13 protein-coding genes are annotated in these 14,083 nt (G+C 44.6%); 3 read left to right on the top strand and 10 right to left on the bottom strand.

The features are described 5' to 3' along the window. Nucleotides 1-4: 4 nt before the first annotated feature. The 9 genes from CWI32_RS08725 to CWI32_RS08685 form a co-directional block, all read right to left on the bottom strand. On the bottom strand, nucleotides 5-676 hold the full coding sequence (locus CWI32_RS08725) for a 3-oxoacid CoA-transferase subunit A (protein WP_100535126.1): 672 nt from the start codon (nucleotides 674-676) through the stop codon (nucleotides 5-7). Between the two features lie 37 nt (nucleotides 677-713). Further along, nucleotides 714-1,934 (bottom strand): benzoate/H(+) symporter BenE, encoded by a 1,221-nt coding sequence (benE, locus tag CWI32_RS08720; RefSeq protein ID WP_004894958.1) that lies wholly within the window; start codon nucleotides 1,932-1,934, stop codon nucleotides 714-716. A 58-nt stretch (nucleotides 1,935-1,992) separates the two neighbouring features. After that, on the bottom strand, nucleotides 1,993-2,778 hold the full coding sequence (gene benD / locus CWI32_RS08715) for a benzoate diol dehydrogenase BenD (RefSeq protein ID WP_005106868.1): 786 nt from the start codon (nucleotides 2,776-2,778) through the stop codon (nucleotides 1,993-1,995). Nucleotides 2,779-2,795: 17 nt separating this feature from the next. Beyond that, a complete protein-coding gene (gene benC, locus CWI32_RS08710; protein WP_100535166.1) occupies nucleotides 2,796-3,812 on the bottom strand; it encodes a benzoate 1,2-dioxygenase electron transfer component BenC in 1,017 nt (338 codons plus the stop codon). A gap of 90 nt (nucleotides 3,813-3,902) precedes the next feature. Beyond that, entirely contained in the window at nucleotides 3,903-4,394 is a 492-nt protein-coding gene (benB, locus tag CWI32_RS08705; protein WP_005096959.1) for a benzoate 1,2-dioxygenase small subunit, read from the bottom strand. After that, the gene (gene benA, locus CWI32_RS08700; RefSeq protein ID WP_100535125.1) at nucleotides 4,391-5,779 is read right to left on the bottom strand and encodes a benzoate 1,2-dioxygenase large subunit; all 1,389 of its coding nucleotides are present in this window, start codon (nucleotides 5,777-5,779) and stop codon (nucleotides 4,391-4,393) included. The genes benB and benA overlap by 4 nt, the downstream gene beginning before the upstream one ends. Before the next feature lie 74 nt (nucleotides 5,780-5,853). After that, nucleotides 5,854-6,774: a catechol 1,2-dioxygenase gene (gene catA / locus CWI32_RS08695; protein WP_005170822.1), complete on the bottom strand. Its 921-nt coding sequence runs from the start codon at nucleotides 6,772-6,774 to the stop codon at nucleotides 5,854-5,856. Nucleotides 6,775-6,931: 157 nt separating this feature from the next. Continuing rightward, nucleotides 6,932-7,222, bottom strand: a complete 291-nt coding sequence (gene catC / locus CWI32_RS08690) for a muconolactone Delta-isomerase (protein ID WP_005170825.1) — start codon at nucleotides 7,220-7,222, stop codon at nucleotides 6,932-6,934. A gap of 15 nt (nucleotides 7,223-7,237) precedes the next feature. Continuing rightward, on the bottom strand, nucleotides 7,238-8,347 hold the full coding sequence (locus tag CWI32_RS08685; RefSeq protein ID WP_100535124.1) for a muconate/chloromuconate family cycloisomerase: 1,110 nt from the start codon (nucleotides 8,345-8,347) through the stop codon (nucleotides 7,238-7,240). Nucleotides 8,348-8,462: 115 nt separating this feature from the next. Between CWI32_RS08685 and CWI32_RS08680 the strand changes: the two genes are divergently transcribed. The 3 genes from CWI32_RS08680 to CWI32_RS08670 all read left to right on the top strand — a co-directional run bounded on the left by CWI32_RS08680 (nucleotide 8,463) and on the right by CWI32_RS08670 (nucleotide 12,402). Further along, the gene (locus CWI32_RS08680) at nucleotides 8,463-9,374 is read left to right on the top strand and encodes a LysR family transcriptional regulator (protein ID WP_005096953.1); all 912 of its coding nucleotides are present in this window, start codon (nucleotides 8,463-8,465) and stop codon (nucleotides 9,372-9,374) included. 229 nt (nucleotides 9,375-9,603) lie between these two features. Continuing rightward, on the top strand, nucleotides 9,604-10,974 hold the full coding sequence (locus CWI32_RS08675) for an MFS transporter (RefSeq protein ID WP_005170831.1): 1,371 nt from the start codon (nucleotides 9,604-9,606) through the stop codon (nucleotides 10,972-10,974). Nucleotides 10,975-11,085: 111 nt separating this feature from the next. After that, nucleotides 11,086-12,402 (top strand): DcaP family trimeric outer membrane transporter, encoded by a 1,317-nt coding sequence (locus tag CWI32_RS08670; protein WP_100535123.1) that lies wholly within the window; start codon nucleotides 11,086-11,088, stop codon nucleotides 12,400-12,402. A gap of 69 nt (nucleotides 12,403-12,471) precedes the next feature. On the opposite strand, the gene CWI32_RS08665 is transcribed toward CWI32_RS08670, so the two are convergent. Continuing rightward, the gene (locus tag CWI32_RS08665) at nucleotides 12,472-13,872 is read right to left on the bottom strand and encodes an aminotransferase-like domain-containing protein (RefSeq protein ID WP_100535122.1); all 1,401 of its coding nucleotides are present in this window, start codon (nucleotides 13,870-13,872) and stop codon (nucleotides 12,472-12,474) included. Between the last annotated feature and the right edge of the window lie 211 nt (nucleotides 13,873-14,083).

The raw sequence follows: 14,083 nt of genomic DNA, 5'->3' as shown, positions 1-14,083 counted from the left end.
CCAATTATTGTGCAGGTTTAACTTGAACAACGTGTTGAACAAAAATTCCAGGGGTGATGATGTGTTCTGGATCCAGTGCACCGAGTTCCACCACTTCAGACACCTGAGCAATGGTGATATCTGCCGCCATCGCCATGATCGGGCCAAAGTTACGTGCAGACTTGCGATACACCAGATTGCCCCAGCGGTCACCCTTAGAGGCTTTGATTAAAGCAAAGTCAGCTTTAATTGGATTTTCTAAAACGTAGTCTTTGCCTTCGTAGTTCATGGTCGGTTTGCCTTCCGCCAGCAAGGTACCAAAACCGGTAGGCGTGTAGATTGGACCTAAGCCCATACCTGCTGCCTGAATACGGCAAGCCAGATTACCTTGCGGCACCAGTTCCAGTTCAATTTTTCCAGCACGATATAACTCGTCAAATACCCAGGAATCAGACTGACGCGGGAAAGAACAGATAATTTTACGCACAGCGCCAGCTTTAAGCAGTTTCGCCAGACCATAATCGCCATTACCGGCATTGTTGTTGACAATAATCAGGTCTTTAATACCCAATTCGATCAGACCATCAATCAGTTCAGCAGGCTGACCCGCTGTACCGAAACCACCGATCATAATGGTAGAACCGTCCTTGATCTGGGAGAGTGCTTCTTTCAATGATAATGAACTTTTATCTATCATAATCTGGTCCTTACATATCCTAAACTGATGGATGTCTTTAAACTCGTTTTGAATCTGATGCTGTAACCGGAACTGCGTTACGGTTTTTCTGTGACAGCAGAAAATGTGCTACCAGGCCAATGCAAATTCCCCAAAAGACTGAACTCAGTCCCAAGAAATGCATGCCGGAAGCAGTCGCTAAAAAGGTGATCAGTGCTGCATCACGTTGCGACTCTTTGCCCATTGCCACGGAAATGTTAGTTGCAATCGCACCCAGTAATGCCAGTCCTGCCAAAGCCGCAATTAATTCTTTGGGCATCAGGCTAAAAAGCATGACAATGCTGCCGGCAAATAACCCGCCTAAAATGTAAAAAAGCCCATTCGCCACACCAGCGATATAACGCTTTTCTTTCAGCTCGTGGGCATCTTTCCCCAGACACAAAGCAGCTGTGATAGATGCCAATACGATGGTAATACCCCCCACACAGGCCACTGCAAGCGAGGCAATACTGGTTGCACTAATAATTGGCTTGGCTGGCATGTCATAACCACTGAGTTTGATAATCGCCATTCCCGGTAAAAACTGGCCAGACAGGCTGACCAGAATCAGGGGGAGGGCCAGATTCAGGGTTGAACTCCAGGTCCATTCCGGTGCAATAAATTGCGGAATTGCCAGACTAAAATCTGCCGTGACCGGGTTAATCTTGCCCAGTAACATACTTAAAACCACACCGGCAACCAGTACCCAGACCATGGCATAGCGTGGACTGAAACGCTTGGCCAGCAAAAATACCGCCAGCATGCCAAAGACGATATAGGGCATGGTATCGGTCGCGGTAAACAGCCCTAAACCAAACTGCAATAAGATCCCTGCCATCATTCCGGCAGCGACTTCCTGAGGAATCCAGGACAGCAATTTATCAAAATAACCGGTGATCCCAATGAAAAAAATCACCACGGCAGAGGTGATATAGGCAGCAACCGCTTCATTGAGCGAAATATCGGGAAACAGCGTGACTAATAAAGCTGTTCCGGGTGCAGACCAAGCGGTAACGACAGGTATTTTGTATTTAATCGATAAAAAGATACCTGCGAGTGCGGCACCAATAGAAATTCCCCAAATCCATGAAATCATCATGTCCGGGGAAACCTGGGCTTGCTGTGCCGCCTGGAAAAAAATGATCAGTGGCCCTGAATAGGAAATCAGCACTGCTAAGAATCCTGCAACAGTTGCTGAAATTGACCAATCATTTTTTAATGTCTGAAACAGGGTATTCATTGGTGATGTGCCTCCTTGCGTCTAACCATGAGCCTGTTAAAAATCGTGATGATCAGGACTAGCCTTGATCACCACCACCGACTGGTACCACGGTACCTGTCATATAAGATGATTCATCGGAAGCCAGGAATACAATCGCATTCACTTGCTCCTGAATCGTACCGTAGCGTCCCATAAACGTACGGTCAATGGTCTGATCAACCACTTGCTGCATCCATTCCTTTTCAGATTCAGTCAGTGGATTGGCATTGCGCGGTACTTTACGGGGTGGTGCTTCAGTGCCACCCGTTGCGATTGCATTGACACGGATACCATCTTTGGCATGTTCAAAGGCAAGGGAAGCGGTCAGGCCGTTCACACCACCTTTAGATGCTGAATATGGCACACGGTTAATCCCGCGTGTCGCAATAGAAGATACGTTTACAATGGTACCTTTCTGATTTTTAATCATTTCCGGAAGAACTGCGCGGCAGCACCACAAGGTCGGGAACAATGAACGGTTCACTTCCTTGATAATTTCCTCTTCAGAAAATTCTTCGAAAGGTTTCATCCAGATCGCGCCACCGACGTTGTTGATGAGCGCATCAACACGACCATAGGTTTCTAGCGCTTTTTCAACGACTGATTGAGCACCAGCAAACGTTTCCAGATTGGCTTTGACGGTAATCGCATCACCGCCAGTGGCTTCAATTTCAGCCAGAACTTCTTCCACATAAGGGGAAAGGTCAGCCATGACGACTTGAGCACCTTCGCTCGCCACTTGCAGCGCGACACCACGACCGATGCCTTGCGCGGCACCGGTCACGATTACGACTTTATTTTCAAATCTTTGACGATTAGACATTGAACAAATTCCCTCTATTAGTTGGCAGAGAATTTTTCAAACAGGAAGCTTGCAGGTTTTACGCCTTCAGCATCCAGCCAGCCGCGAACCGCTTCAACCATTGGTACAGGGCCACACAGGTAGACATCTACATCACCGCCATTTAGCCATTCGTTTTCGATATGACCGGTGACATAGCCTTTACGCTCATGTGCAGATTCTGGGTTAGCAACTACTGTACGGTATTCGAACCACGGGAATTTGTCTTGCAGTTCGTTCAGTTTTTCAATCGCTACCAAGTCGAAATCATTGGTCACACCAAATACTAAACGCACTGGATGTTCTGAACCTTTTTCTTCCAGCACTTGCAGCATTGACATGAATGGTGCAATACCTGTACCACCAGCCAGCATCAAGACAGGACGGGTCACAGGGCGCAGGTAGAAGCTACCAAATGGACCGGTAAAAGTCATCTTGTCGCCAGCTTTGGCATTTTTACTTAAGAATTCACTCATTTTGCCGTTCGGTACGTTACGTACTACGAAACCGGTCAAGCGGTCGCTTGGCTTTGAGCTGAATGAATATGAACGGGTTTCAGTCGTACCTGGAATACCGACATTGACATATTGACCAGCCAGGAAATGAATATCCGGTTGACCTTCATCTAACTGGATGTCAAAAGTAATAGTCGAGTCAGACAGGTTTTCGACACGCGCCAAAGTACCTTGGAAAGCGTGAATTTCAGTTTTGCAGACTTCTGAAGACGCCTGAATCTGGAACACTGCATCTGAAGTTGGTTTACATTGGCAAGCCAGAATAAAGCCTTCAGCGGCTTCTTCAGGCGTTAAAGCATCTTCAATATAAGTTTCTTCAGGCATGTCAAATGAACCTGATTCACAAAACGCACGACACGTTCCACAAGCACCATCACGGCAGTCCAAAGGAATATTGATCTTTTGACGGTAAGCTGCATCCGACAGTGTTTCACCATCTGAAACAGAAATAAAACGTGTAACGCCATCTTCAAATTGAAGTGCAACATTGTGGTTTGACATGGCTGAATATCCTATATAAATCTTTGTAACTGAGCCTTTCAGCCAATTTTCCATCTGACCGAAAGGCATAACCTAGCTGTAAAAACAGTCTTAGAGGTGATAAATGTCGATAACCTGGTTGATGTAATCGTTTTTCAGTACCACGTATTTGCTTAAAATTTGTGGTTTATCGCCTGAGAAATCGATTTCATAACGAGACATACCGAAATAGCTGTAACTTGTTTTGTAACGGAAGCTCAAAGTATTCCAGTTAAAACGTACAGTCACTTTGTCGCCATCACGTTCAACAATTTCAATATTGCTGAGGTTATGGCAGGTACGTGTGTCCGGCATGGTTGCAGATGAACGTTCAGTCTTGATCCGGAACACGCGGTCTTCTAAACCTTGACGATCTGGATAGTAAATCAACGAGATTTCAGACTGCGGATCTGTGGTCAGTTTGTCATCATCATCCCAAGCTGGCATCCAGAAAGACGCAGTAGGGGCATAACAAGTTAACCAGTCATCCCATTGTTCATCATCTAAAAAGCGGGCTTCTTGATACAGGAACTGAGCAATATTTTCTAAAGTGATGTCGCTCATGCGTTTTCTCCTTCAGTTGATGCTGCAATTTCTTTCTCAGTCGCAATACCTTTTTTGATCAATTCTAACCAGTACTGGTGCTGAGACAGGTATAGACCTTCATCTTCAGTTTTAATACCAGACAGTTTTGGTTTTAAACCGATTTCATTGGCAGCATCATCAGGACCTTGAATCCAGTGTTTAGAACCGCGACACATATCGTTCCATTCCAGCGCGATACCGGCATAACCGGCCTGACAGGCACGGAATTCTTCAAGATCGTCTGGCGTTGCCATACCTGATGCGTTAAAGAAATCCTCATACTGACGGATACGACGTGTACGCGCTTCAGGCTCTTCACCGACAGGCGCGATACAGTAGATGGTCACTTCAGTCTTATCGACAGAAATCGGGCGCAGTACACGAATTTGTGAACCGAACTGATCCATGAAGTAAACGTTTGGATAGATACACAGGTTACGTGAACGTTCGATCATCCATTTCGCCATGGCTTCGCCATATTGCTCGGTGTATTCATCTTTCTTGGCAAAGTTAGGGCGGTCTTCCGGGTTGGCCCATTGCGTCCAAAGTAGCATGTGACCATGTTCAAAGCCGTAAGAACCACCGCCTTGTTTACCCCATGAACCTGCGCTCATGGCACGGATATTGTCACCCGCTTCTTTTTCTTTACGTTGCTGAGTCGTGGCAGCATAGTTCCAGTGTACAGCAGACACGTGATAACCATCGGCACCGTTTTCAGCAGTTAACTTCCAGTTGCCTTCATAGGTATAAGTTGAAGAACCACGTAATACTTCCAGACCTTGCTCAGACTGACCCACGATCATGTCAATGATTTTGGTTGCTTCACCCAGGTATTCTTCCAGAGAAGGAACATCCGGATTCAAACTACCAAACAGGAAGCCTTTATAGTTTTCAAAGCGCGCTACTTTTTTCAGGTCATGTGAACCGTCTTTATTAAAACAGTCTGAATAACCTGCCTCAGCCGGGTCTTTAACCTTTAATAACTTACCGGAGTTATTGAAAGTCCAGCCATGGAATGGGCAAGTATAGGTCGCTTTATTGCCTTTCTTGTTACGGCACAACTGTGCACCGCGATGCGAACAGGCATTAATCATTGCATTCAGTTCACCTTGACGGTTACGTGCAATGATAATGGGTTGACGACCCATATAAGTGGTATAGAAATCGTTGTTGTTTGGAATCTGGCTTTCATGTGCCAGATAAACCCAGTTGCTTTCAAAGATGTATTTCATCTCTAGGTCAAACAGGGCTTGATCTGTGAATACTGAACGGTGCAGTTTAAATTCACCAGATTCAAAATCATCCACCAGCAATTCGTCAATGCGATCTAAATGGCTGGTGTTAATTACGGGAATACGAGGCATGTCCTTTCTCCGACTTTCCTGGGGGGAAGTCAGCGGGATATATCTTTGAAACATACCCCGCTTCTATAGTTGTATTAAGCGCTAGCGCGGCGACGATCAACTTCAGTCGTTGGTGCAGCAGCTTGTTCTTTGACAAGTTCAATATCGAACTGGATGTGTTTGAAAGGACCTTTTAAGCCACGTTTTGCAATTTCAGCTTCATCAGTCACATCCACCGCAGTTGCCACCAGGCCTTCACGGGTTGCGAATGCAAAGTCATCCCACAGGTACTGGTCGCCTTCGATGTTGAATTGAGTGGTCAGCTTGCGGTAGCCCGGTGCAGATACGAAGTAATGCACATGCGATGGACGGTTACCGTGACGGCCTAATTTGTCCAGTACAAACTGAGTTGTACCTTCTGGAGGGCAGCCATAACCGACCGGCATTGTTGTGAGTGCAACGTATTTGCCGTCTTGGTCACTGAAGATAGAGCGACGTAAGTTGAAATCAGACTGTGACTTATCAAAGAATGAATAGTTCCCTAGGCTGTTGGCATGCCAAATTTCAACTTTAGCGCCTTCGATGATATTGCCTTCAGTATCCGTCACTGTCCCTTCAATGATCAACGTTGGGATTTTGTCTGATTCAGAACCATCATCCATACGTGCAAAGCCAACTGACTCTGGTGCACCTGAGACATAAAGTGGGCCTTCAATGGTACGTGGTGTACCACCGCTAATTCCTGCTTTTGCATCTGCTTCATCAGCACGTAGGTCCAAGTAATGCTCTAGACCCAAACCTGCAGCCAATAGACCTAGCTCGTTTGCTTGGCCTGCATCAGTAAAGTATTCAAGACCTTTCCACAATTCAGTTTGTGAAATATCAAGATCTTCGATCGCCTGGAAAAGATCACCGAGTAAACGTACAGTAATTTGCTGTACACGCTCATCTACAGGACCTGTCGCAGTGTCGACATTCATTTGTTTTACTAATGCATCAATTTCTTGGCGATTCATACTATTACTCCTCAGTATATCTACATTCTTTTATGTGGCGCGCTGTTTAGCTTGCTCTGGCTGGCTAAATCTTGCTGGCCACAATCCTTGTTTGGTTACCCTCTGGTCTTGCTGTGAGAAGGGGAATAACGTTATTCCCCAATTCCCATATTCTTAATTAGCTGTCGTCATCACGAATAGAAGAAGGGTGACGATTCAATGCCATCACTTCGATCTTCATATAGGGATAGAGTGGCAGGCCCTGAAGCAGGCTGTGCAATTCTTCATTGCTTTCAACATCAAAAATACTGATGTTTGAATACTGGCCAGTGATTCGCCAGATATGGCGCCATTTACCCTGACGTTGCAAGTCGTGGGAATAGGCTTTTTCAATGGCCTTGATTTCATTGGCCTGTTCCACTGGCATATCCTGTGGAATGTTCACGTCCATCCGTACATGGAAAAGCATGGGTATCTCCTCGAATTATTGACGACGCAAGTTGTCAATCTTGTTTTCATCCAACTCAATCCCCAGACCAGATCCTTTCGGAATCTCAAGTTCAAAGTTTTGATAGTTGAGTGGGGTTTTCAAAATATCTTCAGTCAGTAGCAAAGGACCAAACAGTTCAGTACCAAAAGCTAATGTTTCAAAGGTTGAAAATACATGTGCCGAAGCAATCGTGCCGACCGGACCTTCCAGCATGGTGCCGCCGTACAGATCGATTCCTGCAAGTTTGGCAATATTTCCGACTTCACAACCTTCGATCAGACCACCTGACTGGGCAACTTTCACTGCAAAAACAGATGAACCGTTTTGTTTTGCAATTTCATAGGCTGAATGTGGGCCCATTAAAGATTCGTCTGCCATGATGGCAATATCAAAACGTCGGGTGAGACGGCGCATTGCATCGAGGTTATCAATCGCACATGGTTGCTCAATCAGATCAACACCGCCGTCTTGCAGCAACTGAATCCCTTTAATGGCGTCTAATTCTGACCAGGCACGGTTGACATCGACACGAATCGAAATATCTTTACCCAAGGCTTTTTTAATCGCCAGCACATGCTCAACATCTTCTTCAACTGGACGGGAACCAATTTTGAGTTTGAAAATGTTATGGCGTTTTGCTGCAATCATTTTTTCTGCTTCAACAATATCTTTTTCTGTATTGCCTGAAGCCAAGACCCAAAGCACTGGAATACTGTCACGTAAGCGGCCACCTAAGACCTCACTGAGCGGCTGCTGCATGCGCTGTGCCTGAATATCTAGCAGGGCAGTCTGAATCGCGCATTTGGCAAAACGGTTACCATTAATATTCTTTTTGATCGCTTGTAATGTTTGTGCAACATTTAAACCGGATAATGTCTTTAAAAGGGGGGCGAAATAAGTTTCAATATTGACTTTAACGCTTTCCGGGCTTTCATCACCATAACCTAAGCCGCCGATCGTCGTTGCCTCACCCCAACCGATATAACCATCTTCAGTGGTGATTTTAACTAAGACCAGGGTCTGGGTTTGCATCGTCGCCACAGCCATCTTGTGAGGGCGAATGGTCGGGATTTCTACCAGCAAGGTTTCAACTGACTTATACATAATACGGATTCACATTCTTGCTTTAATGCTTCGATTTGATATACCTTAAAAGAATAATGTTGATTGGTCTAAGATCGATTTAGCATTTTTTTATACTTTAAAGGTATTCTAGATCATGGAACTTAGACATTTACGCTATTTTGTTGCAGTGGTAGAAGAGCAAAGTTTTACTAAAGCGGCAGAAAAACTATTTATTGCTCAGCCTCCTTTAAGCAGACAGATCCAAAACCTTGAAGCAGAGCTGGATATTCAGTTATTTGAGCGTGGTAGCCGTCCATTGAAGACCACAGAAGCAGGTCAGTTCTTCTATCAGCACGCTGTTAAACTTTTGTCTAATGCGGAAGAAATTAAGTCGATGACCAAGCGCATCGGCATTGCAGATCGCACCATTACCATCGGTTTTGTTGGTTCTTTATTGTTCGGTTTGCTGTCGCGTATTCTGTTTTTGTTTAAACAGCAGCATCCTTATCTCAAAATCGAGATGATGGAAATGAATACTTATGAACAGATTCAGGCCCTCAAAGAAGGCCGTATAGATGTCGGTTTTGGCCGCTTAAGAATCTCGGATCCGGCCATAAAGCGGGTGTTGTTGCGTGAAGAGCGTCTAGTGGTGGCAGCGCATGCCAGTCATGTATTGGCTCAACGTGAGAGCCTACATTTATCTGAACTGGTCGATCAGCAGTTGTTTTTATATCCGAATACGGGAAAGGCTAATTTTGCCACCCAGGTGCGCGGCATATTTTCTGAGTATGGATTAGAGCCTAAAAATCTGCGGATTGTACGCGAATTGCAGCTGGCACTCGGTTTTGTAGCGGCGGGAGAGGGTGTTTGTATCGCGCCGGAAAGTGCACAAAATATTAAATTGGCCCATCTCAACTTTATACCTTTAGCAGATGCATTTGCTGTGAGTCCTGTATTTATGGCCATGCGTAATATGGATGAAAGTGAATATATCCGCTACCTATTTGATGCTGTCTATCAAGTCTATGATCTTGAAGCATTAAAGTATGATCGTTCGGTGTTTTAAGTCCAATCAATCATTTCAAGAGGCACAGCAATCAGCAGCTCTTGGCAAGTTTATTAGCCTATATTAAAAAATATTCCACCATTCAATAATATATTTTTTAATTAATTTAAATGTTTAGCCTGAATCAGACTTTATAGGTATAAAGGCATGCCTATTCAGTTTTGGACATTATTCTGCATCTTCTTCATTGTGGCTTTCATAAATTGAACTTCACAATCTGGAGGTGGAGATGTCTACAAATAAAGTGAATATAAATACGCTGATTGATGAAGCAAAGTTCACGCCCTTTCACTGGGGCGTGCTGATCTGGTGTTTGCTGATCATTATTTTTGATGGCTATGATCTGGTGATCTATGGGGTGGCCTTGCCTCTGTTGATGCAAGAATGGTCATTAACTACAGTGCAAGCCGGGATGCTGGCCAGTACCGCATTATTTGGCATGATGTTTGGTGCCATGACTTTTGGAACCTTGTCCGATAAGTTAGGTCGTAAAAAAACCATCATGATGTGCGTGGCTATTTTTAGTGGATTCACATTCATCGGTGCTTTTGCGACATCACCGGTCGAATTCGGAATCTTACGTTTCCTTGCCGGCTTAGGGATTGGCGGGGTTATGCCGAACGTGGTGGCCTTGATGACCGAATATGCGCCTAAGCGTATCCGCAGTACTTTGGTGGCCTTAATGTTTAGTGGCTATGCGATTGGCGGTATGACCTCTGCGCTGTTAGGTGCATGGCTGGTGCCACAATATGGCTGGAAAATCATGTTCTTGTTAGCCGGTATTCCACTGTTACTTTTGCCAATTCTTTGGAAATACTTGCCAGAATCGCTGATGTACTTGACCAACAAGCAACAGACTGCACAAGCAAATGATATTATTCAAAAAATATCTCCGACACAGGTTATTACCAGTGACACCCAGTTTGTACTGAATGAAGTACAAAAAGGTGATGAAGCCCCATTAAAAGCACTATTTCAACAAGGTCGCAGCTTCAGTACCTTCATGTTCTGGCTGGCGTTCTTTATGTGCCTATTAATGGTCTATGCCTTGGGAAGCTGGTTACCTAAACTGATGATTCAGGCCGGTTACTCGCTAGGTGCCAGTATGATCTTCCTGTTTGCATTAAATATTGGGGGGATGGTCGGTGCAATTGGCGGTGGTTATCTGGCAGATCGTTTCCACATCAAAAAAGTCCTCACAATCATGTTTTTATGCGGAGCAATCGCCCTGATCTTGCTTGGCTTTAACAGTCCGCAGTTTGTGCTCTATACCCTGATTGCTGTAGCAGGTGCTGCAACGATTGGCTCACAAATTCTACTCTATACCTTTGTTGCACAATATTATCCATCGACGGTGCGTTCTACCGGCATGGGCTGGGCATCAGGGATTGGACGTATTGGGGCGATTGTTGGTCCGGTACTGACCGGTGCTTTATTAACCATGAATTTACCGCATCAAATGAACTTCTTTGCTATTGCGATTCCTGGCGTGATTGCTGCGCTGGCAATTTTCCTGGTGAACTTAAAAAGCTCTGTAGATGGTCAAGCCCTTACAGCGAAGACTATTCAGCCAGATTCACTGGCAGAAAAGACCAGTTAATGAATTAAACTATAGTTAATAAAGATAGTATTACCAATGATATAGATCGCCATCGTAACGGGTGGTGATCTGTTGCTAGAATCTAGTCGAACAATAAAAAGCGAGTTTAGGATGAACACGACACTATTCACCACAACAATCAATAAGCCAACACTAAAACACACGCTTTTGATGAGCATGATTGCAATCAGTATGGGGAGCATGAGCTTATCGGTTCAAGCACAAACCACGCAAAGCAGTCAGCAGGAAATTGAACAACTGCGCCAGGAAGTTCAGGCCTTACGTGCCTTGATTGAACAGCAGCAAGTTCAGAAAGCGGCTGTAACTGCGTCGGTCGTCGCATCTACACCTGCAACTCCAGTCAGCAAACCGGTGATGAAAATCGCCAGTGGTGCCGAGTTTAATCTATACGGAAACATTCGTGCCGATGCATCTTATCAGGCTGAAGGTGGTTTACCAGTCCGCATGTTTAACCAGATTGGTGCAGTACCACTTGAAGGTGCTGGGGAGCGTAGTGATGAGTTTAAGTCGACACTTTCTGCCACGCGTTTAGGGATGGATTTTAAAGCACCTGTAGGTGCTGGGGATAAAGCACTCAGCGGTAAAGTTGAGGTGGACTTTTTAGGTGGGGCCGGCTTTGACAACCTGCGAATTCGTCATGCTTATATCAGCTATGCTAACTGGCTGATCGGTCAAACTTGGTCAAACTTTGCCACGCCAGACTATATTCCGGAAACTGTAGATGCTCTGGTATATGCTGGGGGTTCGATTAAACGCACACCACAAGTACGCCACACCAGCACTTTCAGCCCTGAAACCAATCTGGTCGTTGCAGTTGAAGATCCAAAAGACGGTACAATTAAACAACGCCTACCGGCTTTAACCGCACGTTTAAATCATAAATTTGCCGATAATTTTGCAGTCAGTGCACGTGCCATGGGTCATGAAAAACGCATCAATGAAAATGAAGAAATGGCGTGGGGCGTAGGGCTGGGGGCGAAATATGACATTGTGCCGGGGACGACTTTAAAAGCGGATTATTATCATGTCAAAGGCGATAGTAGCTTTGTCTCGAATGCCAATACCGGTGTAGTAGCAGCAGGCAGCGATCTTTACCAAAGTGAATTCGATTCGATTTCGGTGGGCTTAACCCAGCAATTTAATGACAAGTTGCGCGGTACATTAGGCTATGGTTATATGAATTTTGACCAAGATAATGGATATATTGCTGCTGCCCCGACTCTAACAGCAGTTAACAAAGACCTCTGGCAAGCGTGGGCAAACGTGTTCTATAGCCCAACCAAGCCACTCAGTTTTGGTCTGGAATATGTTTATGGTGAACGTGAGGCAGTAGCTGCAGCTACACCAAATGGCAGTAATAAAGGTGAGGACAATCGTATCAATGCGGTTGCCATTTACAACTTCTAAGATGCTTGTAAATTCGGGTATCTTGACCTAAAAAAAGCGTGGATGAAATCATCCACGCTTTTTCTATTTCTACTGAATCGTATCTGCTAAAAGATTCACTGCATTTTGTATCTCGGTGGTCCATTCAAAAGAACAATTCAGGCGCATATAATGCTGACTGGCATGATCCGGTTTAAACAATAATGCAGGGGCGATTGAAATACCTTTCTGAATCAGTTGCTCATAAAGCACCTGTCCATCTAGACCATTTGGCAATTCGATCCAGAGAAAATAACCACTGGAATAATAGTAAATTTTACATGTAGGCGCTAAGCGGTTTTTGAGTTCCTGATAAAACTTCTTTTTATATTTTTCCAGATTATATCTTAGCTGTCGTAAATGTTTTTCATAATGATGATGCGAAATAAATTCTACCAGCGTGTTCTGGAGTAAGGGACTGACCGTTAAAGTGCTCATGAGCTGCAAATGCTGAATGGTATCGGAAAATGGACCGGCATAGACCCAACCGACGCGTGCGCCCATGCCTAGTGTTTTGGAAAATGAAGCACAGTGCAGCACCATCTGATGCTGGTCAAAATATTTAACCGGTAGCGGTTTGGATGAACCATAATTCAATTCCTGATAAACATCATCTTCGATTAAATAGACCTGATATTCATACAAAAGTTCAGCAATTCTCTGTTTAATTTCCGAACTAACAGTAAAGCCAATCGGATTATGCGCGTTCAGCATTAGCCAGCACACCTTGATCGGATACTGTTTCAAAGCCTGTTCAAATGATGCCAGATCAAAACCGAATTGCGGATGCTCAGGGATAGTAATCACCTGTAGCCCCAAACGCTCGGCTGCCTGCCAGGCCCCATAAAATATGGTTTGTTGCAGCAGGATAAAATCACCGGGTTGGGTCAATGCCTGTAAAGACAGATTCAGTGCTTCTAGTGCACCGGATGTAATGACAATGTCATCTGCATGGCAAGCAATGCCTTGCAACTGGTAACGATTGGCAATCAGTTGGCGTAAATCCTGATTGCCAGGCGGCATATGATTCTGGTTGTTATAACTGCTTTTTCTTTTGGCCTGCTGCGCCAGAATCTGCATAAATTTGGCGTTATATAACAGCTCTGCATTGGGAAATGCGGAACCAAAAGGCACAATTTCTGCTGCTTGGATCGATTTTAAATAATTAAATACCACAGAGTTGATTTGAACTTTTGGGCTTAAACTAATCTGGATTGGTTGTTTGCTGTTGACCAGATCTGTAGAACGCTCTGCAACGTAATAGCCGGATTTATCTCTGGCATAAACCAGACCTTGCGCTTCAAGTTCCTGATAAGCATTGAGTACCGTCATCAGGCTATAGCCAGACAATTGGGTCTGTTCGCGGAGTGAAGGTAATTTTTCATGTACCCTCCATACGCCGTTTTCAATCATCTGACGGATATTCTGCGCCAGTTTTTCAGACTTATACATACACTTGCTTGAACTAAGACTGTTCTAATTATTTTGATTTATAGCATATTTCAAGATGCTCAATATAACAAATTAAGGTTAATGTGGTTGTCAGTCTATTTTCAAGCTGGCGTTCTATCGATCTGCTGTACTGTTCTTCTAAGATCAGTATCCAAGTAAATATTTCCATTCAAATGGGATGGTTGTATTAATCGGGTCGACATGAACTCAA

It is taken from the genome of Acinetobacter pseudolwoffii (assembly GCF_002803605.1).
In the GTDB taxonomy this organism is placed as follows: Bacteria; Pseudomonadota; Gammaproteobacteria; order Pseudomonadales; family Moraxellaceae; genus Acinetobacter; species Acinetobacter pseudolwoffii.
Note: the sequence above shows the minus strand (reverse complement) of the source record. Positions and strands in the feature narration are given on the sequence as shown.

What these genes read in the sequence shown, in the direction of transcription:
- benC (WP_100535166.1), bottom strand. Translation starts at nt 3,812, where the DNA reads ATGTCAAACCACAATGTTGCACTTCAATTTGAAGATGGCGTTACACGT.
- benE (WP_004894958.1), bottom strand. Translation starts at nt 1,934, where the DNA reads ATGAATACCCTGTTTCAGACATTAAAAAATGATTGGTCAATTTCAGCA.
- benB (WP_005096959.1), bottom strand. Translation starts at nt 4,394, where the DNA reads ATGAGCGACATCACTTTAGAAAATATTGCTCAGTTCCTGTATCAAGAA.
- CWI32_RS08680 (WP_005096953.1), top strand. Translation starts at nt 8,463, where the DNA reads ATGGAACTTAGACATTTACGCTATTTTGTTGCAGTGGTAGAAGAGCAA.
- benA (WP_100535125.1), bottom strand. Translation starts at nt 5,779, where the DNA reads ATGCCTCGTATTCCCGTAATTAACACCAGCCATTTAGATCGCATTGAC.
- catA (WP_005170822.1), bottom strand. Translation starts at nt 6,774, where the DNA reads ATGAATCGCCAAGAAATTGATGCATTAGTAAAACAAATGAATGTCGAC.
- CWI32_RS08665 (WP_100535122.1), bottom strand. Translation starts at nt 13,872, where the DNA reads ATGTATAAGTCTGAAAAACTGGCGCAGAATATCCGTCAGATGATTGAA.
- catC (WP_005170825.1), bottom strand. Translation starts at nt 7,222, where the DNA reads ATGCTTTTCCATGTACGGATGGACGTGAACATTCCACAGGATATGCCA.
- CWI32_RS08675 (WP_005170831.1), top strand. Translation starts at nt 9,604, where the DNA reads ATGTCTACAAATAAAGTGAATATAAATACGCTGATTGATGAAGCAAAG.
- benD (WP_005106868.1), bottom strand. Translation starts at nt 2,778, where the DNA reads ATGTCTAATCGTCAAAGATTTGAAAATAAAGTCGTAATCGTGACCGGT.
- CWI32_RS08670 (WP_100535123.1), top strand. Translation starts at nt 11,086, where the DNA reads ATGAACACGACACTATTCACCACAACAATCAATAAGCCAACACTAAAA.
- CWI32_RS08725 (WP_100535126.1), bottom strand. Translation starts at nt 676, where the DNA reads ATGATAGATAAAAGTTCATTATCATTGAAAGAAGCACTCTCCCAGATC.
- CWI32_RS08685 (WP_100535124.1), bottom strand. Translation starts at nt 8,347, where the DNA reads ATGTATAAGTCAGTTGAAACCTTGCTGGTAGAAATCCCGACCATTCGC.